We start from the raw sequence: 23,006 nt of genomic DNA, 5'->3' as shown, positions 1-23,006 counted from the left end.
CATCATGAACCAGAAATATATGATCTCTATGTACCTGCTGAAGGCCAGAACCTTTATCGCTCTGCTGCTGGTTATCGCATTCTTCAGCGTGATGGTACCCAACTTCCTGACCACCTCGAATCTGCTGATCATGACCCAGCACGTGGCCATTACCGGCCTGCTGGCCATCGGCATGACGCTGGTGATCCTCACCGGCGGCATCGATCTCTCCGTCGGTGCCGTCGCCGGGATCTGCGGTATGGTGGCCGGCGCGCTGCTGACCAACGGCCTGCCGCTGTGGAACGGCGACATTCTCTTTTTTAACGTGCCTGAGGTGATCCTCTGCGTCACCCTGTTCGGTATTCTGGTGGGCCTGGTCAACGGCGCGGTGATCACCCGCTTCGGCGTGGCCCCCTTTATCTGCACCCTGGGCATGATGTACGTTGCCAGAGGCTCGGCGCTCCTGTTTAACAACGGCGGAACCTTTCCCAACCTGAACGGCATGGAGGCGCTGGGCAACACCAGCTTCGCCACCCTTGGCTCCGGCACGCTGCTCGGCATCTACCTGCCTATCTGGCTGATGGTCGGCTTTCTGCTGCTCGGCTACTGGCTGACCACCAAAACGCCGCTGGGCCGCTATATCTACGCCATCGGCGGTAATGAATCCGCCGCGCGGCTGGCGGGCGTGCCGATCGTTAAGGTCAAGGTGTTCGTCTACGCCTTCTCCGGCCTCTGCTCGGCGTTCGTCGGGCTGATCATCGCCTCCCAGCTGCAAACCGCGCATCCGATGACCGGCAATATGTTTGAAATGGATGCCATCGGTGCCACCGTGCTCGGCGGAACCGCGCTGGCGGGCGGGCGCGGGCGGGTCTCCGGCTCGATTATCGGTGCCTTCGTCATCGTCTTCCTCGCCGACGGCATGGTGATGATGGGCGTCAGCGACTTCTGGCAGATGGTCATCAAGGGGGTGGTCATCGTCACCGCGGTGGTGGTGGATCAGTTCCAGCAGAAGCTACAGAACAAAGTAATCCTGATGCGCCGCCATGAGGAAAAACTGACGGCGGCGGTGAATAGCGCATCCAGCTGAACCTGTCATTCCGCCGGGCGCTGTCCGCCCGGCTTCTAAAGGAGAAAAAATAATGCAGCGAGATTTCCACAACAAAACGGTGGTGATTACCGGAGCCTGCCGCGGGATTGGTGCCGGAATTGCCGAACGCTTCGCCCGCGATGGCGCGAATCTGGTGATGGCCTCCAACGACGGGCGCGTCCACCAAACCGCCGAACGGCTGCGCCAGCGTTATCAGACGGATATTCTCTCCCTGGAGGTAGATGTCACCGACGAAGCGCAGGTGAAGTCACTGTACGAGCAGGCGGCCGCACGCTTCGGCACGATCGACGTCTCGATTCAGAACGCGGGCGTGATCACCATTGACTACTTCGACCGTATGCCGAAGGCCGACTTCGAAAAGGTGCTGGCGGTGAATACCACCGGCGTCTGGCTTTGCTGCCGGGAAGCCGCCAGATATATGGTTAAGCAGAACCACGGCTGCCTGATTAACACCTCCTCCGGCCAGGGTCGCCAGGGCTTTATCTACACCCCACACTATGCGGCCAGCAAGATGGGCGTGATCGGCATCACCCAGAGCCTGGCCCACGAGCTGGCCTCGTCGAATATCACCGTTAACGCCTTCTGTCCGGGGATTATCGAAAGCGAAATGTGGGACTACAACGATCGGGTGTGGGGCGAAGTGCTCAGCACGGATGAGAAGCGCTACGGCAAAGGCGAACTGATGGCGGAGTGGGTGCAGAACATTCCGCTGAAGCGCGCCGGAAAGCCGGAGGACGTCGCCGGGCTGGTGGCCTTCCTCGCCTCCGACGACGCACGCTATCTCACCGGACAGACCATTAATATCGACGGCGGCCTGATTATGTCGTAATGCCCGCCCGGGCATTTGTAAAGAGAGCTATCGCTATGATCGAAAAAGAATTTTCTCAACGACTGTTTAATCTGCAGGGCCGCGTCGCCTTCGTCACCGGCGCGGGCAGCGGCATCGGCCAGACCATCGCCTGCGCGCTGGCCAGCGCCGGGGCCAGGGTGGTCTGTTTTGACCTGCGCGAAGACGGCGGGCTGGCGGAAACCGTCAATAATATTACCGCTATCGACGGCGAAGCCTGCGCCTGCGTCGGGGACGTGCGCAATTTCACCGATCTGCGGGACGCCGTCGCGCAGGCGAAAAGCCGCTTTGGCCGCCTGGATATTGCGGTGAACGCCGCCGGGATCGCCAACGCCAACCCGGCGCTGGAGATGGAGGCGGAGCAGTGGCAGCGCGTGATCGACATTAACCTGACCGGGGTGTGGCACTCCTGTAAGGCGGAGGCGGAGCTGATGCTGGAGTCCGGCGGCGGGTCGATTATCAATATCGCCTCGATGTCCGGGATTATCGTTAACCGCGGCCTCGAACAGGCCCACTATAACAGCTCGAAGGCAGGCGTGATCCATCTGTCGAAAAGCCTGGCGATGGAGTGGATCGGCAAGGGGATTCGCGTTAACTCCATCAGCCCCGGCTACACCGCCACGCCGATGAACACCCGCCCGGAGATGGTGCACCAGACCCGCGAGTTCGAAAGCCAGACGCCGATTCAGCGCATGGCGCGGGTCGAGGAGATGGCCGGTCCGGCGCTGTTCCTCGCCAGCGACGCCGCCTCGTTCTGCACCGGGGTGGATCTGGTGGTCGACGGCGGTTTTATCTGCTGGTAGCGGCAGCCCGCGTGGGCGGCGCGCCCGTTCCGGCTACGGGCGCGCCGTGGTCCGCAGCGCCGCCAGTCGGGAAGCTGTCGCCCGTCGGAGCCAAAATGCTCCGGCGCAAGCCAGCGGCGCGACGCCGCACTTCCACTCCACGCGGCGGTAGCCTTGATCGTTCTGGTCACGCTCCTGTTTCGCCTGTAGTGCTGGCGGCGCGTTACAGTGGGAATTCGGACGATTTCCACCGTTCCCGATAGCGCCTGCCCTTCTATACTGATCAAAAGCCAACGTCACAGAGGCCGCCATGTCGCTACCCGACTTTCATGTTTCCGAACGCTTTACCCTCGGCATCGAGCTGGAGATGCAGGTCGTTAATCCGCCGGGCTACGACCTGAGCCAGGAGTCAACGGCGCTGATCGACGCGGTACAGGGCCAGCTGACCGCCGGCGAAGTGAAGCACGATATCACCGAAAGTATGCTGGAGATGGCCACCGGGGTTTGCCGCAGCATCGATCGGGCGGCGGCGCAGCTTTTCGCCATGCGGCAGGCGATCCTGGAGGCCGCAGCCGAACGCCACCTGGCAATCAGCGGCGGCGGCACCCATCCGTTCCAGACGTGGCAGCGTCAGGAGGTAAGCGATAACCTTCGCTATCAGCGCACCCTTGAGCACTTTGGTTATCTGGTGCAGCAGGCCACCGTCTTCGGCCAGCACGTGCACGTTGGCTGCGCCAGCGGCGATGAGGCCATCACGCTGCTGCACGGTCTGTCGCGCTACGTTCCGCACTTTATCGCCCTTTCCGCCGCCTCGCCCTATATGCAGGGGGCGGATACGCGCTTCGCCTCCTCCCGGCTGAATATTTTCTCCTCGTTTCCGGACAACGGCCCGATGCCCTGGGCCAGCGACTGGCAGGAGTTTGAGGGGCTGTTTCGCCACCTCGCCAGCACCGACACCATCGACAGCATTAAAGATTTGCACTGGGATATTCGCCCCAGCCCCCACTTCGGCACCGTTGAGGTGCGGGTCATGGATACCCCGCTGACCCTCGATCACGCGGTAAACATCGCCGGGCTGATTCAGGCCACCGCCCGCTGGCTGCTTACGGAGCGCCCCTTCAGGTATCAGCCGCGCGACTATCTGCTGTACAAATTCAACCGCTTCCAGGCCTGCCGCTATGGCCTGGAGGGCGTGCTGACCGACGTGCACACCGGCAATCGCCACCGGCTGGCGGATGATATCCAGCGGCTGCTGGATAACGTCGCGCCGTCGGCCGATAAGGTGGGGGCCACCAGCGCCATCGATACGCTGCGTCTGCAGGTGAGGAACGGCCTCAACGAAGCCCAGGCGATGCGTGAATTTATCGCCGGGGGCGGCTCGCTTATCGGGCTGGTGAAAAAACAGTGTGAGATCTGGGCGGGGTAAAGCCGGTTGACGGGTTGCCTTGCCGGGCCAGCTCCGGACCTGAATGACCTCCAGCGACGCTCATGAACGATTAAGGGACACAGCCAACTATGAAACATCCGCTTGAAACGCTATTGACCGCCGCCGGGGTCCTGCTGATGGCCTTTCTTTCCTGTCTGCTGCTGCCGGCTCCCACCCTCGGCCTGCCGCTGGCTAAAAAGCTGGTAGCAACCTTTCATCTGCTGGATCTCAGCCAGCTCTATACGCTGCTCTACTGCCTGTGGTTCCTGGCGCTGGGGGCCATCGAATACGCCGTTATCCGTTTTGTCTGGCGTCGCTGGTTTTCGCTGGCGGAGAGGGACAGCCGCCCCCGCTGAGCCGGAGAGGCTAACGCCGCCGGGCGACCATCAGTGCGCCCGGCAGTGGTTTTCCTTCCGGTACGCGCCGGGCGGCTGGTGAAAGGTGCGGGTAAAAACCCGGGTAAAGGTCTGCTGCGATTCAAATCCGTAGCGCAGGCAGATGTCATACACCTTCTCGTTTGACTCACGCAGATCCCGCGCCGCCAGCCGCAGCTTGCGCTCGCGGATATAGCGCCCGAGGCTTTCGCCCTTGTACTTCATAAACAGGCGCTGTAAATGCCACCTTGAATAGCCCGCATGGCGCGCAATGTCTTCGATGCGCAGAGGCTGATGCAGATTTTCGTCAATCCAGTCGACGATGGTATCAATCACCTGAGCGGAAATGGACATCATATTATTCCTCCAAAGTACTCGTGGTCTCCCACCACGCGGTAAACTGCGGGGCGGGGTCGTTCAGCACCACAGGCTCTCCCTGAATCGGGGTGAGTAAGCGGTAGGGCCGGCTGCGGGAGGCCAACGCCAGACGCCGGTACGGGTCGTCCCAGGCGTGCTTTGCCAGCACGAAACGCCCGGCGTGGCTGGGTAACACCACCTTCGCCCGCAGCTCCTGGGCGGCGAGGGCGGTCTCTTCCGGCATCATATGGCTGTATTTCCACTCCTGGTCATACTGCCCGTTCTCCATAATGGCCAGATCGACGCTGCCGAAGCGCTCGCCGATCTCCCTGAAGTGAGGCCCGTAGCCGGAGTCGCCGCTGTAGTAAATTTTGCGTTCGGGGGTTTCCAGCATAACGCTCGCCCACAGGGTCTGGTTTCGCCTTAGCCCGCGCCCGGAATAGTGGCGCGCGGGCAGCAGATGCACCCGCAGCGAATCGTCGGCGTCCACCGACTGATACCAGTCGCGCTCAACGATACGATCGTCCGGCATCCCCCAGTAGCGCAGGTGAGAACCAACGCCCAGCGGCGTAATCACCTGCCTGACCTTTGGCATCAGCGCCCTGATGGTGGCGTAGTCCAGATGGTCGTAGTGATCGTGGGAAATAATCAGCAGATCGATTTCCGGCATGGCCTGGCCGCTCCACGGATAGGTTCCGACAAAGGCATTTTTAAGCAATGAAAACGGCGCGGTATAGCTGCTGAAAACCGGATCGATCAGGATGCGTTTCCCCGCCAGCTGCAGATACCAGGAGGAGTGGCCAAGCCATATCAACATCTCCTGCTGCGGCGGCAGGCTCGCCAGATCGGTGGCCATTCGCGGCAGCGGCTGGGCGGGACGGGTCTCCTCGCGCCGGACGAACAGAAAATCCCACCATACCGCCAGCCGGGTCCGGCTGCCGGTATAGCCCGGCGTCGGCAGCTGATTGTGAAACTGCCCGTCGCGATAGTTCTCCGAACGTTCAAACTGAGCGAGCTGCGCGCCGCGCGGCGACCGGCCAAATCCGGCATTAAGGGCAAACGGGAGCGCTGTCAGGCGATCGGTGTGCATCGTACTCTCCCTAAACTGTGAGCCACCTCATATCCTGCCCCAAAAAATCTGCCGTTTTGAGATGCTGCACGTCGGGCGCTTGATTATGAGTGAGTAGGCACTCATTATAGAAAGCGAATTTTTCGCGTCAAGGTCTATTTCAATCGTTGACCTCCCCCATTGCGACGCCGTCAGGGTCGTGTTTCAATGCGCTTTTTATAGCGTTAAGGGTAAAATGAGTGGCTCGTCCGAAGAGTGAAGACAAAAAGCAGGCGCTGCTGGAAGCGGCAACCATCGCCTTTGCGCAGTCGGGAATTGCGGCATCAACCGCCACGATTGCCCGCCGCGCCGGCGTAGCGGAAGGCACGCTGTTCCGCTATTTTGCCACCAAGGATGAGTTAATTAACGAGCTTTACCTGCACCTGAAGCAGCAGCTTTGCCGGTCGACGATCGCAGGCCTGGATCGCACGATTACCGACAACCGACGCCTGACCCACTATCTCTGGAGCAGCTATATTACCTGGGGCCTTGAACATACGGCGGGCCACCGCGTTATTCGCCTGCTTGCGGTAAGCGAAAAAGTGACCAAAGAGACGGAGAAAAAGGCTGACGATATGTTTCCGGAGCTGCGGGATCTCTGCCACCGCTCGGTGCTGCCGGTATTTATGTCCGAGTCGTTCCGGGCCTTCGGCGATGCGCTGTTTCTGTCGCTGGCGGAAACCACCATGGAGTTTGCCGCCAGGGAGCCCGATCGCGCTAATGACTTTATCAGCCTGGGCTTTGAGGCCATGTGGCGCGCCCTGACCATCCATAAGGAGCAATAAACTGGACGCTCAATCTCTGCTCGCCTGCGCGAAGCGTTTCGCGCTGGAAATGCCCTTTACCGAACACTGCTGGCCCTTTGGTCCGCAGTACGACGTCTTTAAGGTCAACGGTAAGATCTTTATGCTGCTGACCGAACGCCAGGGACGCCCGCTGGTGAACCTGAAAGCCGACCCGCAAACGGCGCTGCTTAACCAGCAGATCTACCCCAGCATCACCCCCGGCTATCATATGAACAAGCGGCACTGGATCTCGGTTTACGCCGGTGATGATATCAGCGAGCCGCTGCTCTGCGACCTGATTACCGACTCATGGCATCGGGTGGTGAACGGCCTGCCCGTGCGCGTCCGGAAGCGCCTGCGCCCCGCCTGACGGGCCGTCGGCGCAGGCGGGAATAGCGCATTTTTGACCCTTATCATTTTATCGTTAACCCGGTAACCTGCAGGCATATATACCCTAAATAATTCAAGTTGCATGACAAAACGCAGCGCGTTTTGAACAGCCCCCGGGTTGGCCCCGAAGGGGTGAGGCCTTCAGGCCGAATCACGCGGCAAGCGAGCGAATCCCCGAGAGCATAGCGAACTATGTGACCGGGGTGAGCAAGCGCAGCCAACGCACATGCAGCTTGAAGTATGACGGGTATAACCGCGTCCGCAGGACATTAAATTCCATCAGGAGCTACTATGGATATCATTTCTGTCGCCTTAAAACGTTACTCCACTAAGGCCTTCGATCCCGCGAAAAAGCTGACCGCCGAAGAGGCGGAAAAAATAAAAACCCTGCTGCAGTACAGCCCTTCGAGCACCAACTCCCAGCCGTGGCACTTTATCGTCGCCAGCACTGAGGCCGGCAAAGCGCGCGTGGCGAAATCCGCCGCCGGAACCTACGCTTTCAACGAGCGTAAAATGCTCGACGCCTCCCACGTGGTGGTATTCTGCGCCAAAACGGCCATGGACGACGCCTGGCTGAACCGGGTAGTTGACCAAGAGGAGGCCGACGGCCGCTTCGCCAACGCGGAAGCCAAAGCCGCTAACCACAAGGGGCGCACCTTCTTTGCCGACATGCACCGCAAAGAGCTGCATGACGACGACCAGTGGATGGCGAAGCAGGTTTATCTGAACGTCGGCAACTTCCTGCTGGGGGTGGCGGCGCTGGGGCTGGACGCCGTGCCCATTGAGGGGTTTAACGCCGCGGCGCTGGATGCCGAATTCGGTCTGAAAGAGCAGGGCTACACCAGCCTGGTGGTGGTGCCGGTCGGCCACCACAGCGCGGAAGATTTTAACGCCGCCCTGCCGAAATCCCGCCTGCCGCAGGCAACCCTCCTTACGGAGGTCTGATCGCCCCGCTGGCGGGACGATAACCCACGCCTGATTTGCATAATTTCCACGCAGCGGTCATTATAGGCCGCTGTTTTTTAAAGGAGACGTTATGCAGGAATTGATTTCCCGGGTTGAGAATTTAACCGGCATTACCATGAATCACACCACCTCACTGGTGATGATTTTCGGCATTATCTTTCTGACCGCCATCATTATTCATATCATCTTGCACCGGATAGTGCTGCGAACGCTTGAGAAGCACGCCAGCGCCCATCTGTGGCTGCAAATTATCACCCAGAACAAGCTCTTTCACCGCCTGGCGTTTACCCTGCAGGGGATTATCGTCAATATTCAGGCGGCGCTGTGGCTGCATAAGGGCAGCGAAGCGGCGGGAGTGCTGACCACCTGCGCCCAGCTGTGGATCATGGTCTACGCCCTGCTGTCGCTCTTCTCGCTGCTGGACGTGATTCTGAATCTGTCGCAAAAGCTGCCCGCCGCTTCCCAGCTTCCCCTGAAGGGCATCTTCCAGGGCATTAAGCTTATCAGCGCCATCCTCGTCGGCATTCTGATTATCTCGCTGCTGATCGGCCAGTCCCCGGCGATTTTAATCAGCGGGCTGGGGGCGATGGCGGCGGTGCTGATGCTGGTATTTAAAGATCCGATCCTCGGACTGGTGGCCGGCATTCAGCTCTCAGCTAACGATATGCTCAAGCTGGGCGACTGGCTGGAGATGCCCAAATATGGTGCCGACGGCGCGGTCACCGACATTGGGTTAACCACCGTTAAAGTGCGCAACTGGGACAATACCATCACCACCATTCCCACCTGGTCGCTGGTGTCAGACTCCTTTAAAAACTGGAGCGGCATGTCGGCTTCCGGCGGACGGCGCATTAAGCGCAGCATCAATATCGACGTCACCAGCATCCATTTCCTCGATGAAGAAGAGCAGCAGCGCCTGCGCCAGGCGCACCTGTTGAAGCCCTACCTGGAGACGCGCCATCAGGAGATTTTGCTGTGGAACAGCCAGCTGGACGCCCCGGCGTCGGCGCTGAACCACCGGCAGATGACCAACATCGGCACCTTCCGCGCCTATCTGAATGAATATCTGCGCAATCACCCGCGCATTCGCAAAGATATGACGCTGATGGTGCGCCAGCTGGCTCCGGACGACTTCGGATTGCCCATCGAGATTTACGCCTTCACCAGCACCGTGGTATGGCTGGAGTATGAGAGCATCCAGGCGGATATTTTCGATCATATTTTTGCGGTGGTGGAAGAGTTCGGCTTACGCATTCACCAGACGCCGACCGGCAGCGATATTCGCACCCTGGCGGGGGCATTTCAGCGCCAATCTTCATAGCGTTGAAAAGCCGGGTGGCAAAGCAGGAAGACAAATCCCCGGCCGCGCGGCCGGGGAAGCGGCATTACCGCCTCAGCGTGAACGGCGGCGCATCAGCCTGAACGCCGCGTACAGAAAGAGGATCCACCCCGGCAGCAGGAAGGCCGACAGGCGCATATCGTCGATGGTACACATCAGCACCAGGATCAGGGCGAGAAACCCAATGCACAGGTAGTTTCCCGCCGGATAGAGCAGCGCTTTAAACTGGGTTTCCCGCCCTTTTCGCCGCATCGCCGCGCGAAAGCGCAGGTGCGCCAGGCAGATCATGATCCAGTTCAGCAGCAGCGTCGCCACCACCAGCGCCATCAGCAGGCTAAAGGCCTTTTGCGGCAGCAGATAGTTAATCAGCACCACCAGCGAGGTGATCGCCCCGGAGAGCAGCAGCGAATTAACCGGCACGCCGCGGCGGCTGACGCGGGTAAGAAACTTCGGCGCATTCCCCTGCACGGAGAGACCGAACAGCATCCGGCTGTTGGAGTAGACCCCACTGTTATAGACCGACAGCGAAGCCACCAGAATGACAAAGTTAAGCGCCGAGGCCACCACGTTGCTGTCGAGGTTATGGAAAATCATCACGAACGGGCTACTGTTGGACTGCACCTCCACCCACGGATAGAGCGCCAGCAGCACCACCAGTGAGCCAATATAGAACAGCAGAATGCGATAAACCACCTGGTTTACCGCCTTCGGAATACTCTTATGCGGATCCCGCGCCTCGGCGGCCGTAATGCCAATCAGCTCCAGCCCGCCGAAGGAGAACATAATCACCGCCAGCGACAGGATCAGGCCGCTCCAGCCGGTGGCAAAGAAGCCGTTATAGCGCCAGAGGTTATCCAGGCTGGCGCGCTCGCCGCCGTGGCCGGAGTAGAGCAGCCAGAGGCCAAAGCCGATCATGCCGATAATCGCCAGCACCTTGATCAGCGCAAACCAGAACTCCGTCTCGCCATACAGGCGCACGTTCACCAGGTTGACGGCGTTAATGATAATAAAGAAGGCCGCCGCCCAGACCCAGGTGGGCACGTCGGGCAGCCAGTACTGCATATAGATCCCGGCGGCGGTCAGCTCCGCCATGCCGACCAGCACGAACATCACCCAGTAGTTCCAGCCGGAGAGGAAGCCGGCAAACGGCCCCCAGTATTTCCAGGCAAAGTGGGCAAACGAGCCGGATACCGGCTCTTCCACCACCATTTCGCCGAGCTGGCGCATAATTAAAAAGGCGATAATTCCGGCCACGCCGTAGCCCAGCAGCACCGCCGGCCCCGCCATCTGAATGGCCGGCCCGATGCCCAGAAACAGGCCGGTGCCGATGGCCCCGCCCAGAGCAATTAATTGAATATGACGGTTCTGCAACCCCCGCTGAAGCGTCGGCTCCCCGTTCGACGCGGCATCTGACACGCCGGTGTCCGATGCAGTTGACGTCTTTTTCACGCCCTACCTCTGTGTCGTTTCTCTGAAAGGGGCACCTTTTAACATTTCAACCCGGCCGCCGCAAGGCGCAATCTGCGCAGAGGCTCCGCTCCCGTTGGCCTGCCCCCGTGCAAACGCCATCAGGCGCGACAGGTTTTGCGCAGCTGCCGGAAATGACGCCGTCCTCTGGCGTTTCGCCTTACCCGGCGCGCGACGGCCTGATTTTTTGTCTTCACGGTAAAAAAAGTAAAAAAGTGGGCGTCGGCGTCCGATTTGTGCGAAATAGTGTAGACGAAAAGGCCTCCGACGCCACAGAATGCATTTTTCCTTTTTCTTAGTCTTTTCAGTCGGGTGACGGCGCGCTACGCGCCGTCATATCGATACGGGTTACGCCAGGCAGCGGTTATCATGAATAAGATCATCAAACGGCTAGAGATCGTTAAAAGCGCCATCGAACTTGAGGACGAGGAGATCGTCCATCAGCAGCTTGTGCACCTGCAGCGTGAGGCCGACGATCCCGCGCTTATTGCTATCGCACAGGCCATTGCCGGGCGGCGCTTCGGCGATGCGGTACGTGAAATTACCGCCTGGCTACAGAACCAGCACGCCGTCTCAGCCTGGCAGGACCCGGCCATTGCCGCCAGCAGGCTGGAGCTAAAGGCTCTTGAGGCGCAGCTGCGGGAGCTTATTGACCAGCGCAACGCCCGCCTGCAGATCCTCGACGATTTTAACGATCTCTATCATTTGCGCCTCGGTTCGCTGATGAGCCGCATTCTGGAGCTGCGCAAGCGGCTGGCGGTCAGCACCAGACGCAGGCGGGAGGCGGAGCTTAAACGACGCGAAAAAGACTATCTCTCCTGCCGGCAGTATATTTCCCAGGCTATCGACCAGCTGGCAGCCCTTAAGCTGCGGTGGATGAATCTGAGCGCCCCTTCCCGTGAGGCGGCGGAGCTACGTCAGCGTATTCAGCAGCAGACGGAGCTGATCGCCTCCCTGCTGGCGGAAATCCGCGAGCTGGAGGCCGACGTTATCCGCCAGGATGATGGTGCCAGCCGCCGGGCGCAGGAGGAAGCGTCCCAGGAGTATGACCACTATCAGGAGCAGCATCAGGAAGCGCAGCGCCGTTATGACAGCGACAGCCGGCTTGCGCAGGCGGATCGCGACGAGCTGAAACGCCTCTGGCGGCAGGCCAGCCGCCTTTGCCATCCGGACGTGGTGGCCGACGAGCAGAAAGAGAAAGCGCATCAGATGATGGTTCAGCTGAACCTTGCCCGGCAGAACGCCGATCTGCCCGCGATTCGCGCCCTGCTCGCCCGGCTGCAGAGCGGCCAGGCACCGGAGCTGGCCAGCGACAGGCTGAATAATCTGCAGCAGCTGCAGCAAAAAATTCAGCAGTTGCGGGCGCAAATTGACGCGCAGCGCCGGGAGATTGCCGCCCTGGAAGCGGAAAACGCCTGGCGTCTCGCCCGTTCGGCGGCAGATAAAGAGGCCTGGTTCACCGAGCAGGAGCGCGCGCTGAAAGAGATCCGCGACACGCTGGAGATTCAGCTGCAGCGCGTGGAGCAGGAGCTGTCCACCGGCCAGGCGTGAGCCTGATGACCTCCGGCACCGCTCACCAACGGTAAGGGTCAAGGCCCGAACCGTTCGCGTCAGGAGAGGCGAGCCAGCCGCGGGTTAAACCTGACAATTGTCTGGTTCAGCTCCGCCGAATTCAGCAAGCCCAGCTTGGTGATGATCTTCATCTTATGCGTCTGGATGGTCTTATAGCTCAGCCCCATCAGGCTGGATATGCGCTGGGCCGAATAGCCGCTCGCCAGCAGCCTGAGGATCTGTTGCTCGCGTTCGGTCAGCTTTTTTTGCGAGCGCCAGAGCCGGGGATCCCAGAAACCCGCCGCCAGCGCGGTCAGCTGTCGATAATCGTTCAGCGATGATTTCTCGCTCAGCAGGAGCGTTCTTTCCACGCTCAGTAGCTCAATACACAACATCACCACCGCGCTGTCCGCAATAATCACCACCATATGGCTGGAGAGATTATGTCGACTGTTATTTAACAGGCGCACAAATTCAGCCGAGGGGCGTCGCTCATCGATGATATTAAAAAGCATTGTATGATGCAGATCGTCTGCTGAAGGATTAATGGTGTCCTGATAATCCGCGTGGGTAACGTTAATATTTTCATTATTCAGCCAGCAGGAGACTGCGCGACCGAAAAAATTATTATGCCCATACATCAACATATGCCTTTCCTGCTTTTATAAAAACCTGATTTTCTGCTTATCAGAAAGCGAATAATTAATTTATCAATTGCACTCTCCTCGCGCTGACTTTTGAACAGAAACTGGCAGGAGATTTGATAGCAAGAATAAAGTTGTTTATTTTCATCAAATTCTTCCAGCGGAACCACCGCCACGACTTTTAAATCGAGCGGAAGATCGCCGAGCGAACCAAAATCCAGACGCGCACTTTTAATCAACGCATTTCGATAGAGAAAACGAGGATTTGGACTTCTGGCAATCAGCGCGCAGCCGCCGTGTGAGAAATTTTTAATTCTCAGGGCATAATTTTCACCATTTTTATAACGTCCAAAACAGTAAAAACGATGATCTGATAAAACTGAAAAACGCTGATACTGACGCCGCTGAACGGTAAAAATAATATCCGGAAGAAAAAAAACCAGCTCTATGCCCTTTTCAGCTGGCAGCATCTTATAATATCTGGCGCTGAAGCTGATAACACCTTCGTCACTGTGCAGAATAAAAGAAAAGGGTTTTTCCGGCGGTCGGGCTTCGCGGCAAAAAATGGTGAAATGGGTATAATCGACTTTAATCACCCAGGTAATATGGCTTTCATTGTTATATTTCAGCTCCAGGCGGGAGTTTCTGAAAATCGCTTCACGAAGAATGGCTATAATTTCATACTTATCGTCTTTCTCCATTGCCAGTCCCATACAAGATCCTTATTTCCGCACCTAAGAAATTGCTCACTATTGTTTATTTAAGAAAGGCTGAGACAGACAATCACCCGCTGATTTCGGTTTACCATAATAGATTCATTATCAGATATTTCGCATTAAAGTAAGTTTTTAGCTATTTTTTACACAGTATTGATAAGTAAAAACGTTAGCTTTTATTCCACTGACGGACGCCCCCCGGAATCAATTCATTAAACTTAACCCAAATTCAAGGGGAAATGATCAATAAAAAGATGAATACAGGGGGGGTAAAGATTCACCAGCGGATGGGTAAGATAGCAGGAAATAGGGGTTAAAACGCGGCCAATGAACGTAAATTAACGAGAAAATATTTAACTTGTTCTGCGCTAACGAAAAATAGCAATTACGAAAGCGGACGGAGTAGCGGCAGCACAAATCTCCACCATTCTCCGGACGTGACAAAATAACCACTAATAAAAAGCGGTTATTTTAAAGACAATGCCTGAGACAAACGGCATAGCGGCAGCAAAATATTGTGCAGATGACGCACCTTAGTTGCCGCCAGCGGCGGCGGAAACGGGCTAACGACGTCGGCCATATGCAGGATAACGCCCTGGGTCATCCGGCAAAATCCCCTTTACCGATCGGCCTGCAGCCGATGCCGGCGCAGCCACATCAGCTTACAGGCGGCCGGAATGATGAACAGCGACAGCAGCGGCGCGGTGATCATGCCGCCAATCATCGGCGCGGCGATGCGGCTCATAACCTCCGATCCGGCACCGCTTCCCCACAGCACGGGCAGCAGGCCGGCGATAATGACCGCCACGGTCATCGCCTTGGGACGCACCCGCAGCACCGCGCCGTGGTACAGGGCCTCGTCCAGCTTTTGCGGCGTAAAGATGCGCGGGTTTTCCAGCGCCGGCTCCGCTTCGACGGCGTGGCGCAGATACATCAGCATGACCACGCCAAATTCCGCCGCCACCCCCGCCAGCGCGATAAATCCGGTGCCGCTGGCCACCGACAGATGAAACCCCATTCCGTAGAGAAACCAGATCCCTCCCACCAGCGCAAAGGGGACGCTGGCGACGATCAGCAGCGCTTCACCTACCCGACGAAAGGCCAGATAAAGCAGGACAAAGATGATCAGCAGGGTCATCGGCACCATCAGCTTCAGCTTCTGACTGGCCCGCTCCAGCAGCTCAAACTGGCCGGAAAAGGCGACGCTGGTTCCCGGCTTCAGCCGGACCCGGTCGGCGATGGCCTTTTTCAGATCGTTCACCACCGAGACCATATCGCGATCGCGGGCGTCAATGTAGATCCAGGCACCGGGGCGTCCGTTTTCGGTTTTCAGCATCGACGGGCCTGTGGCTACCGTAATCTCCGCCACATCGCCAAGGGCGATCTGCTGCCCCATCGGCGTCAGGATCGGCAGCTGGCGCAGGGCCTGCGGGCCGTCGCGCCAGCTTTGCGGGTAGCGCAGGCTGATGGGATAGCGCGCAATGCCCTCCACCGTCTCCCCGACCTTCGCCCCCCCTACCGCCGAGGTAATGAACAGCTGCACGTCGGCCACGCTCATCCCGTAGCGGGCGGCCTTTTCGCGATCGACGTCCACGTTAAGATAGCGGCCGCCCTCCAGCCTTTCGGCCAGCGCGGAGGCGACGCCCGGCACCGTTCTGGCAACCCCGGCGATCTGTTCGGCGGCGGCGTCGATATCCGCCAGCGACCCGCCGCTCACCTTAATGCCGATGGGGCTTTTTATGCCGGTTGAAAGCATGTCGATACGGTTGCGAATCGGCGGCACCCACAGATTCGCCAGCCCCGGCAGGCGCACGGTTTTATCCAGCTCGTCGATAAGCTTCTCCATGGTCATCCCCGGACGCCACTCGCTCTGCGGCTTCAGCTGAACGGTCGTTTCCACCATCTCCAGCGGCGCGGAGTCCGTCGCCGTTTCCGCTCTGCCGACTTTGCCAAATACCCGCGCCACCTCCGGCACCGTCATAATTAACTTATCGGTTTTTTGCAGCACGCTTGCCGCCTCCGCCGCCGAGATCCCCGGCAGCGTGGAGGGCATATAGAGCAGATCGCCTTCATTAATTTGCGGTAAAAACTCGCCGCCGATCCGGTTTAAGGGCCAGATCGCCGTCAGGAGCGTCAGCGCGGCCGTAAGCAGGGTGAGCTTCGGCCAGCGCAGCACCCTGAGCAGCAGCGGATGGTACAGGCGGATCAGCAGCCGGTTGAGCGGGTTACTGTTTTCCGCCGGGATGCGCCCACGGATCCAGAAGCCCATCAGCACGGGGATCGCCACAATCGCCAGCAGCGCGGCCCCGCCCATGGCCCAGGTTTTGGTGTACGCCAGCGGGCCGAACAGCCTCCCCTCCTGCCCCTCCAGGGTAAAAATCGGGATAAACGAGAGGGTGATAATCAGCAGGCTGATGAACAGCGCCGGGCCGACCTCTACCGAGGCGTCGGCGATAATCTGCCAGCGCGTTTCGTTGTCCAGTTTCTCGCCCGGATGCTGGTGCGCCCACGCCTCCAGCCTCCGGTGGGCGTTTTCGATCATCACGATAGCGGCATCCACCATCGCGCCAACGGCGATGGCGATCCCGCCAAGCGACATAATATTGGCGTTCAGCCCCTGGAAGCGCATCATAATAAAGGCAATGCAGAGCCCCAAAGGCAGGGAGACGATAGCCACCAGCGCAGAGCGGACGTGCCACAGAAACAGCGCGCAGACCAGCGCCACCACGATAAACTCCTCCAGCAGCTTGTGGCTCAGGTTATCGATGGCGCGGTCGATTAACCGGCTCCTGTCGTATGTTGTAACTATTTCAACGCCCTCCGGCAGGCTGCTTTTCAGCGTCTCCAGCCGGTTCCTGACGGCGGAAATCACCTCCCGCGCGTTTTTGCCGGCGCGCAGGATCACCACGCCGCCCGCCACTTCGCCTTCGCCGTTCAGCTCGGCAATGCCGCGACGCATCTCCGGCCCGATCTGTACGCGGGCCACATCGCGCAGCAGAACCGGCACCCCGCCGTCGGTGGTTTTCAGGAGGATATGATTAAAGTCGTTCAGACTTTGCAGATAGCCGCTGGCGCGAATCATATATTCCGCCTCCGCCAGCTCCACCGAGGAGCCGCCCGCCTCCTGGTTTGCGGCGCTGAGCGCCGTCCTCACCTGGGCAAGGCTGATGCCGTACTGGGCGAGCTTCAGCGGATCAACCACCACCTGATACTCTTTCACCACGCCGCCGACGGAGGCCACCTCCGCCACGTCGGGAAGGGTTTTCAGCTCATATTTTAAAAACCAGTCCTGCAGCGAACGCAGCTGGGCCAGATCGTGTTTCCCGCTGCGATCCACCAGCGCATACTCAAAAACCCAGCCAACGCCGGTGGCGTCCGGCCCCATCTCCGCGCTGACGCCGGCTGGCAGCTTGCCCTGTACCTGATTAAGGTACTCCAGCACCCGGGATCGCGCCCACCAGGGATCGGTGTCGTCATCAAAAATAACGTAGACATAAGCGTTACCGAACTGCGAAAAGCCGCGCACGGTTTTCGCTCCCGGCACCGACAGCATGGTGGTGGTCAGCGGCCAGGTCACCTGGTTTTCCACAATCTGCGGTGCCTGTCCCGGATAGCTGACTTTAATAATCACCTGCACGTCCGAGAGGTCGGGTAGCGCGTCCACCGGGGTATGCACAATGGTCCAGGTCCCCCAGACGCTAAGAAACAGTATTCCCAGCGTCACCAGAAAACGGTTAGCCACCGCGCGGCGAATAATCCATGCGATCATTGGCTTGCTCCTTTATGGGGGTGGCCCGCCGCGTCGGCCAGGCCGGCCGTCGACGCGCGCATCCGCTCCAGCGCGCCGGAGATGCTGGCTTCAGAATCGATCAGGAACAGCCCGTTAGTGACAACTTTCTCCCCCTCCTTCAGCCCGTCGCGTAGCGCCGTTATCCCGCCGGACTCACGGAAGACGGAAACCCGCTTCGGCACGAAGCGCCCCTCGCCGTCAACGGTAATAACCCGCTGCTCGCGGCCGGTATCGATCAGCGCCGACGACGGGATCAGCGGCATTGGCTCGCTGTTCGCCTGCACCCGTAGCCACGCCGTCATTCCCGGCTTGAGCGCTTCGTCGGCGTTATCCACCGCCAGGCGCAGCTGTACCGTACGGGTAACGGCATCGACGCCGGGCAGAACGCGCCAGTTGGCGACGGCAAACCGCCCGTCCGGTCGCGCCGGAACGGAAAGGGTAAACTGTGATGGATTGTCGACCATCCAGGCCACCGACTCCGGGACAGCGACGCCGATCCAGATCGGATTCATGCCCTGTATTTTGGCCACCACGTTATCTTTGGCGATATTCATTCCGGCGCGCAGGTCAAAGGCGGTGATGGCCCCGTCAACGGGCGCTCTGAGGGTAAAACGGGTCTGGAGCCTGCGGGTCGACTTCAGGCGGCGGATCGCCTCTTCCGGCATCCCCGCCAGCCGCAGTCGCTCAAGAATCCCCTCCAGTTGGGCCGTATCGCCGCCGCTTTCGCGCAGCAGCAGATATTCCCCCTGCGGCTCCACCCAGTCAGGAATGGTCAGATCGATAAGGGGCGCGCCCTTTTTAACCCGGTCGCCAACGGTCAGCGGCCAGACCTTTTCAACGAACCCGGCGGCGCGCGCCTGCACGATAGCGTACTGGTACTCGTTATAGCCCACGCTGGCGGGAAAGGTTTGCGACCAGCTCAGCGGCCCGCGGCGCACGACCTCGACCCTGACGCCCAGATTCTGCGTCAGGGTCGGATCAATGCGTACGCCCGGCGCGCCTGCGGCCTCCGGCGCTTCATCGGCATATTTCGCCACCAGATCCATATCCATAAACGGTGATTTGCCCGGCTTATCGAACCGCGTATTGGGGTACATCGGGTCGTACCAGAACAGCACCTTTCGCGCCTGCGTCTGCGCTGGCGGGGCGGCGTTGATCGCGTCCCCCGACCAGACGTAGACGCCGGCGGCGATGGCGGCCCCCACCAGCAGGCTGCCAGTCACCAGCGCTCTGTTTTTCATCTTCATCATGCCCGCCGTTACGCTCTGTTCAGGTTAAACTTACCGGCTGACCTGAATATCCTGCAGAAGCGAGAGCGCGCCCTGCTGAATAAAGTGAAACGCCACCTTATCGCCCGGCTTAATCTCGCCCGCCGCCGTTTGCGGCGTCAGCGTGAAGCGCATAACCATCGCCGGCCAGCCCAGCGCGGGAATGGGATCGTGGGCGATGGTGACCTTATTACTTGCCCGGTCAATGCCCTCGATTACGCCGGTGGCGGCAATGGCCTGCGCCTGCGCGGCCTCGCTCATCGCCTCGCCGTGGGCTTCATTCGCCCGGGCATTAAACAGCGCCAGTGAGCAAACGCTGAAAACAGCCGCTTTAATTACCGTATGCATTGTTGATTCTCCTGTTATAAAAGATCGTTTATTCCACCCAGCCGCCGCCGAGGGCGGTAAAAAGGGTAATTTCGTTAGCCTGTCGGGCGTAGTTAAGATCGAGCAGCGCCTGCCGCGTGGCGAAAAGCGCGCGCCGGGCGTCAAGCACCTCGATATAGCTGACGGCACCGTGCCGATAGAGGGCGCGCGCCCGCTGAAGGGTCACCTGCAGCGAGGCCAGGTAGCGCTGCTGGTCGAGGGTCCGGTCGGCCAGGCTCTGGCGCAGAGCCAGCGCATCGGCAACCTCCCGGAAGGCGTTCTGTATTTTTTGCTCATAGCCAACCACCGCCTGCCGCTGACGAATCTCCGCCAGCTCAAGGTTGGCCCGGTTGCGGCCGCCGTTAAAGATTGGCAGCGTCAGCCGGGGGATAAAGTTCCATGCCCCGCCCGCCGCGCTGAACAGGTTTGAAAGGTCACTGCCGGCGGCAGAGAGGCCGCTGGTCAGAGTAATAGAGGGAAAGAAGGCCGCCCGCGCCGCGCCGATATCGGCGTTGGCCGCCATCAGCGTGCGTTCGGCCTCCATAATATCCGGGCGCTGCAGCAGAATATGCGAAGAGAGGGACGGCGGAAGCGTCACGCTCCGGATATCGCCCTCCCCCGCGGGACGATCGTCGGGTAACTTTCCGTAGCTGCCCAGCAGCAGCTGTAGCGCGTTGTTAGCCTGCGCCAGCTCGCCCTCGCGCCGGGCCACCTCGCTGCGGGCGTTGTCAATCACGCCGCGCGCCTGCGCCAGCGCCAGCACGTTAGCGCTGCCGGTCAGCAGCTGCTTCTCCACAAAGGCGTAGGACTGCCGGTCGTTGCGCAGAGTTTGCCGGGCAAGCTCTAGCTGCGCAGCCGCCAGCCGCTGGCTGAAATAGCTCCGCGCCACGTTCGCAACCAGCAGGATATGCACCGCCCGCCGCGCCTCTTCGCTGGCGAAATAGCGCTGCCGGCCGGCTTCACTCATATTCTTCAGCCGACCAAAGAGATCGAAGTCCACGCTCAGGTCCAGGCCAGCCTTATATTCACGGACGCTGTCGGCATCGCTTTTCAACTTGCCGCTCCAGCCGCCGCTACCCTGGGCATTAAGCTGCGGGTAGCGGTCGGCGTCGGTCACCCGATACTGCGCCCTCGCCTCCTGTACCTTCAGCGCCGCCATCCGTAAATCGCGGTTATTGCGCAGGGCCTCGTCGATTAGCGCCCTGGCCTGCTCATCAACAAAAAAGCGCCGCCAGCCGACGTCCTGAACCGCAGCAGGCGCATCAACCAGCCGGTTCTGGCTGAGCGAGAAGCGCTGCGGTATCGGCAGCGCCGGCTGCTGCCAGGCCGGTGCCAGCGAGCAGCCGGAGAGAATAAACGCCGCACCGAGAATGAAAAACCTGAACGTACGCATAAAAACTGAGCTATGTCCCTGAGTAACATGTGGATGTCCAGGACAAACTTTACCGGAGGCTCGCTGTTTAACCGGTGACGGAAAAATGACAAAGCTGTCATTTTGCCAATAAGCGATTGCTATCCGATCCGGCAACTTTACAATTGGTCGGCCGCCCCGATGCGTGTGAAGGAGACGTGATGAAAATTTTGATTGTCGAGGATGAAAAAAAGACCGGCGAATATCTGTGTAAAGGGCTGAGCGAGGCGGGCTTCGTGGTGGACCTGATGACCAACGGCCTGAACGGCTACCATCTGGCGACTACCGGCGACTACGATCTGCTGATCCTCGACATCATGCTGCCGGACGTTAACGGCTGGGATATCGTCCGGATGCTGCGGGCGGCGAATAAGGCAATGCCTGTCCTTCTGCTGACCGCGCTGGGCAGTATTGAGCAGCGGGTAAAAGGGCTGGAGCTGGGGGCCGACGACTACCTGGTTAAGCCGTTCGCCTTCGCCGAACTGCTGGCGCGGGTCAGAACGCTGCTGCGTCGCGGCGCGGCGGTGATGGTCGAAAGCCAGTTTCAGGTCGCGGATCTGATGGTCGATCTGGTCAGCCGCCGGGTCACCCGTGGCGGAACGCGCATCACCCTGACCAGCAAGGAGTTCACCCTGCTGGAGTTTTTACTGCGCCATCAGGGGGAGGCGCTGCCCCGTTCGCTGATTGCATCCCAGGTGTGGGACATGAATTTCGACAGCGATACCAACGCCATCGACGTGGCCGTTAAAAGGCTGCGCGGCAAAATCGACAATGACTATACGCCGAAGCTGATTCAGACCGTCCGCGGCGTCGGCTATATGCTTGAGGCACCGGATGAGCAGTAAGCCGCTGGCGCGCCCCTTTTCGCTGGCGACCCGCCTGACCTTTTTTATCAGCCTCGCCACCATCGCCGCTTTTTTCGCCTTTGCCTGGATAATGATCCAGTCCGTGAACGTGCATTTCGCGCAACAGGACATTAACGATCTCACCGGCATTGGCGCATCCCTGGAGCGCGTTCTGACCCAATCCGACGAGCCGGAAGCCCGCCGCGTGGAGATCCTGAAAAACGTGGTTTCCGGCTATTCGAACCTGATTATCTCGCTGGAGGACGCCGACGGAAAGGCGCTTTTCCACACTCCCGGCGCGCCCGATATTCGCCTGCTGCTGAGTCACGCGACCCCGGACTACAGCCTCCCCGGCGGCAACGTGTATTTGTTTTCCGATCCGGCAATGCCGACGACCGAACGCGGCGCGCACGGCAGCTGGCGGATGGTGCGGCTGCCGGTGAGCTATCCGTCCGGCGAAAAACCGGCCTATATTCTCTACATGGCGCTGTCGATCGATTTTCACCTGCACTACATTAACGGGCTGAAAAATAAGCTTACCGTGACGGCTTCGCTCATCTGCATCCTGATCGTGATTATTATTCTGTTTGCCGTTTATAAGGGCCACGCACCGCTGCGCCGGGTCAGCCGCCGCATTCACAATTTCACCTCCAGAGATCTTGACGTACGTCTCGACCCGCTGGCGGTGCCCATCGAGCTGGAGCAGCTGGTTATCTCCTTTAACCATATGCTGGAGCGTATTGAGGACGTCTTTACCCGCCAGTCTAACTTTTCCGCCGACATTGCCCACGAGATCCGCACGCCGATCACCAACCTGGTCACCCAGACGGAGATCGCCCTCAGCCAGCCCCGCACCCGCCAGGAGTTAGAAGAGGTGCTCTACTCTAACCTTGAGGAGTTTGCCCGCATGTCGGTGATGGTCAGCGATATGCTGTTTCTCGCCCAGGCGGATAACAACCAGCTGATCCCGCAGAAAAAGCAGCTCGACCTTATCGACGAGATCGGCAAAGTATTCGACTTTTTCGAAGCGCTGGCCGAGGAGCGCAAGGTGACGCTGCGGCTTGAAGGGCCTCCCTGTCGGGCGGAGGGCGATCCGATTATGCTGCGCAGGGCCATCAGCAATTTACTCTCGAACGCCCTGCGCTATACGCCGCCGGGCGCGGCGATTACCGTCCGGGTAGCGCAAGAGGAGACGCTGCGGCATATCAGCGTGGAAAACCCCGGTCCGGCCATCGCCGCCGAACACTTGCCGCGGCTGTTCGATCGCTTCTACCGCGTGGACCCGTCCCGACAGCGCAAAGGCGAAGGCAGCGGCATCGGGCTTGCCATCGTCAAATCCATCGCCACCGCTCACCGGGGCAGCGTGTCGGTCAGCTCTGACGCCCGCGTCACCCGCTTTACCCTGTCGCTGCCCGCCCGCCCCTGTTCGCCATCCTGAGCCGATCCGGCGCGGGGAAACGCGCCTGCTCCACGCGGACGTTAATGAC

At 59.6% G+C, this 23,006-nt stretch carries 22 protein-coding genes; 12 read left to right on the top strand and 10 right to left on the bottom strand.

From position 1 onward, the window contains the following. The first annotated feature begins 4 nt into the window (after window positions 1–4). The 5 genes from GJV78_RS00805 to GJV78_RS00785 all read left to right on the top strand — a co-directional run bounded on the left by GJV78_RS00805 (window position 5) and on the right by GJV78_RS00785 (window position 4,498). On the top strand, window positions 5–1,066 hold the full coding sequence (locus GJV78_RS00805) for an ABC transporter permease (protein ID WP_155106528.1): 1,062 nt from the start codon (window positions 5–7) through the stop codon (window positions 1,064–1,066). A 52-nt stretch (window positions 1,067–1,118) separates the two neighbouring features. After that, a complete protein-coding gene (locus GJV78_RS00800) occupies window positions 1,119–1,916 on the top strand; it encodes an SDR family oxidoreductase (protein ID WP_155106527.1) in 798 nt (265 codons plus the stop codon). Between the two features lie 35 nt (window positions 1,917–1,951). Further along, entirely contained in the window at window positions 1,952–2,737 is a 786-nt protein-coding gene (locus GJV78_RS00795) for an SDR family oxidoreductase (RefSeq protein WP_155106526.1), read from the top strand. Between the two features lie 289 nt (window positions 2,738–3,026). Next, on the top strand, window positions 3,027–4,142 hold the full coding sequence (locus GJV78_RS00790) for a YbdK family carboxylate-amine ligase (RefSeq protein ID WP_155106525.1): 1,116 nt from the start codon (window positions 3,027–3,029) through the stop codon (window positions 4,140–4,142). A gap of 89 nt (window positions 4,143–4,231) precedes the next feature. Then, window positions 4,232–4,498 (top strand): DUF1158 domain-containing protein, encoded by a 267-nt coding sequence (locus GJV78_RS00785; protein WP_155106524.1) that lies wholly within the window; start codon window positions 4,232–4,234, stop codon window positions 4,496–4,498. A gap of 30 nt (window positions 4,499–4,528) precedes the next feature. On the opposite strand, the gene GJV78_RS00780 is transcribed toward GJV78_RS00785, so the two are convergent. Together GJV78_RS00780 and GJV78_RS00775 are read right to left on the bottom strand one after the other, a co-directional pair. Beyond that, window positions 4,529–4,870, bottom strand: a complete 342-nt coding sequence (locus GJV78_RS00780; protein ID WP_155106672.1) for a RamA family antibiotic efflux transcriptional regulator — start codon at window positions 4,868–4,870, stop codon at window positions 4,529–4,531. Between the two features lie 4 nt (window positions 4,871–4,874). Then, complete coding sequence (locus GJV78_RS00775; RefSeq protein WP_155106523.1) at window positions 4,875–5,963, bottom strand: MBL fold metallo-hydrolase; 1,089 nt, start codon at window positions 5,961–5,963, stop codon at window positions 4,875–4,877. A gap of 218 nt (window positions 5,964–6,181) precedes the next feature. On the opposite strand from GJV78_RS00775, the gene GJV78_RS00770 reads away from it, so the two are divergent. The 4 genes from GJV78_RS00770 to GJV78_RS00755 all read left to right on the top strand — a co-directional run bounded on the left by GJV78_RS00770 (window position 6,182) and on the right by GJV78_RS00755 (window position 9,443). Beyond that, window positions 6,182–6,766, top strand: coding sequence for a TetR/AcrR family transcriptional regulator (locus tag GJV78_RS00770; RefSeq protein WP_167519297.1), 585 nt, complete (start codon window positions 6,182–6,184; stop codon window positions 6,764–6,766). A gap of 1 nt (window position 6,767) precedes the next feature. Then, a complete protein-coding gene (locus GJV78_RS00765; RefSeq protein ID WP_155106522.1) occupies window positions 6,768–7,136 on the top strand; it encodes an MmcQ/YjbR family DNA-binding protein in 369 nt (122 codons plus the stop codon). 311 nt (window positions 7,137–7,447) lie between these two features. Beyond that, the gene (nfsB, locus tag GJV78_RS00760) at window positions 7,448–8,101 is read left to right on the top strand and encodes an oxygen-insensitive NAD(P)H nitroreductase (protein WP_155106521.1); all 654 of its coding nucleotides are present in this window, start codon (window positions 7,448–7,450) and stop codon (window positions 8,099–8,101) included. A gap of 91 nt (window positions 8,102–8,192) precedes the next feature. Next, window positions 8,193–9,443, top strand: a complete 1,251-nt coding sequence (locus GJV78_RS00755) for a mechanosensitive ion channel family protein (protein ID WP_155106520.1) — start codon at window positions 8,193–8,195, stop codon at window positions 9,441–9,443. Window positions 9,444–9,515: 72 nt separating this feature from the next. Here GJV78_RS00755 and pheP read toward each other — a convergent pair whose 3' ends face one another. Continuing rightward, the gene (gene pheP, locus GJV78_RS00750) at window positions 9,516–10,910 is read right to left on the bottom strand and encodes a phenylalanine transporter (protein WP_167519296.1); all 1,395 of its coding nucleotides are present in this window, start codon (window positions 10,908–10,910) and stop codon (window positions 9,516–9,518) included. A gap of 387 nt (window positions 10,911–11,297) precedes the next feature. On the opposite strand from pheP, the gene GJV78_RS00745 reads away from it, so the two are divergent. Next, a complete protein-coding gene (locus tag GJV78_RS00745; RefSeq protein WP_155106519.1) occupies window positions 11,298–12,479 on the top strand; it encodes a coiled-coil domain-containing protein in 1,182 nt (393 codons plus the stop codon). Between the two features lie 59 nt (window positions 12,480–12,538). On the opposite strand, the gene GJV78_RS00740 is transcribed toward GJV78_RS00745, so the two are convergent. The 7 genes from GJV78_RS00740 to GJV78_RS00710 all read right to left on the bottom strand — a co-directional run bounded on the left by GJV78_RS00740 (window position 12,539) and on the right by GJV78_RS00710 (window position 20,656). Then, on the bottom strand, window positions 12,539–13,126 hold the full coding sequence (locus tag GJV78_RS00740) for a helix-turn-helix transcriptional regulator (RefSeq protein ID WP_155106518.1): 588 nt from the start codon (window positions 13,124–13,126) through the stop codon (window positions 12,539–12,541). Then, window positions 13,120–13,836 carry a flagellar brake protein gene (locus tag GJV78_RS00735; protein WP_155106517.1) on the bottom strand — a complete coding sequence of 239 codons (717 nt, stop codon included), beginning with the start codon at window positions 13,834–13,836 and terminating at the stop codon, window positions 13,120–13,122. Before GJV78_RS00735 ends, GJV78_RS00740 begins: the two co-directional genes overlap by 7 nt. Window positions 13,837–14,305: 469 nt before the next feature. Next, window positions 14,306–14,443 (bottom strand): hypothetical protein, encoded by a 138-nt coding sequence (locus tag GJV78_RS00730; RefSeq protein WP_155106516.1) that lies wholly within the window; start codon window positions 14,441–14,443, stop codon window positions 14,306–14,308. A 15-nt stretch (window positions 14,444–14,458) separates the two neighbouring features. After that, window positions 14,459–17,608 (bottom strand): CusA/CzcA family heavy metal efflux RND transporter, encoded by a 3,150-nt coding sequence (locus GJV78_RS00725; RefSeq protein ID WP_155106515.1) that lies wholly within the window; start codon window positions 17,606–17,608, stop codon window positions 14,459–14,461. Beyond that, window positions 17,605–18,879: an efflux RND transporter periplasmic adaptor subunit gene (locus tag GJV78_RS00720; protein ID WP_407929007.1), complete on the bottom strand. Its 1,275-nt coding sequence runs from the start codon at window positions 18,877–18,879 to the stop codon at window positions 17,605–17,607. The genes GJV78_RS00725 and GJV78_RS00720 overlap by 4 nt, the downstream gene beginning before the upstream one ends. 30 nt (window positions 18,880–18,909) lie before the next feature. Then, window positions 18,910–19,245: a cation efflux system protein CusF gene (gene cusF, locus GJV78_RS00715; RefSeq protein ID WP_155106513.1), complete on the bottom strand. Its 336-nt coding sequence runs from the start codon at window positions 19,243–19,245 to the stop codon at window positions 18,910–18,912. A gap of 28 nt (window positions 19,246–19,273) precedes the next feature. Further along, entirely contained in the window at window positions 19,274–20,656 is a 1,383-nt protein-coding gene (locus GJV78_RS00710; protein ID WP_155106512.1) for a Cu(I)/Ag(I) efflux RND transporter outer membrane protein, read from the bottom strand. A 179-nt stretch (window positions 20,657–20,835) separates the two neighbouring features. Here GJV78_RS00710 and GJV78_RS00705 point away from each other — a divergent pair, with 179 nt between their 5' ends. Both GJV78_RS00705 and GJV78_RS00700 read left to right on the top strand, forming a co-directional pair. After that, the gene (locus GJV78_RS00705; protein ID WP_155106511.1) at window positions 20,836–21,519 is read left to right on the top strand and encodes a copper/silver response regulator transcription factor; all 684 of its coding nucleotides are present in this window, start codon (window positions 20,836–20,838) and stop codon (window positions 21,517–21,519) included. After that, a complete protein-coding gene (locus GJV78_RS00700) occupies window positions 21,509–22,957 on the top strand; it encodes a Cu(+)/Ag(+) sensor histidine kinase (RefSeq protein WP_155106510.1) in 1,449 nt (482 codons plus the stop codon). The genes GJV78_RS00705 and GJV78_RS00700 overlap by 11 nt, the downstream gene beginning before the upstream one ends. Window positions 22,958–23,006 lie beyond the last annotated feature (49 nt).

It is taken from the genome of Intestinirhabdus alba, from assembly GCF_009711095.1.
Lineage (GTDB): Bacteria > Pseudomonadota > Gammaproteobacteria > Enterobacterales > Enterobacteriaceae > Intestinirhabdus > Intestinirhabdus alba.
This window is presented reverse-complemented; position numbering and strand designations above follow the sequence as displayed.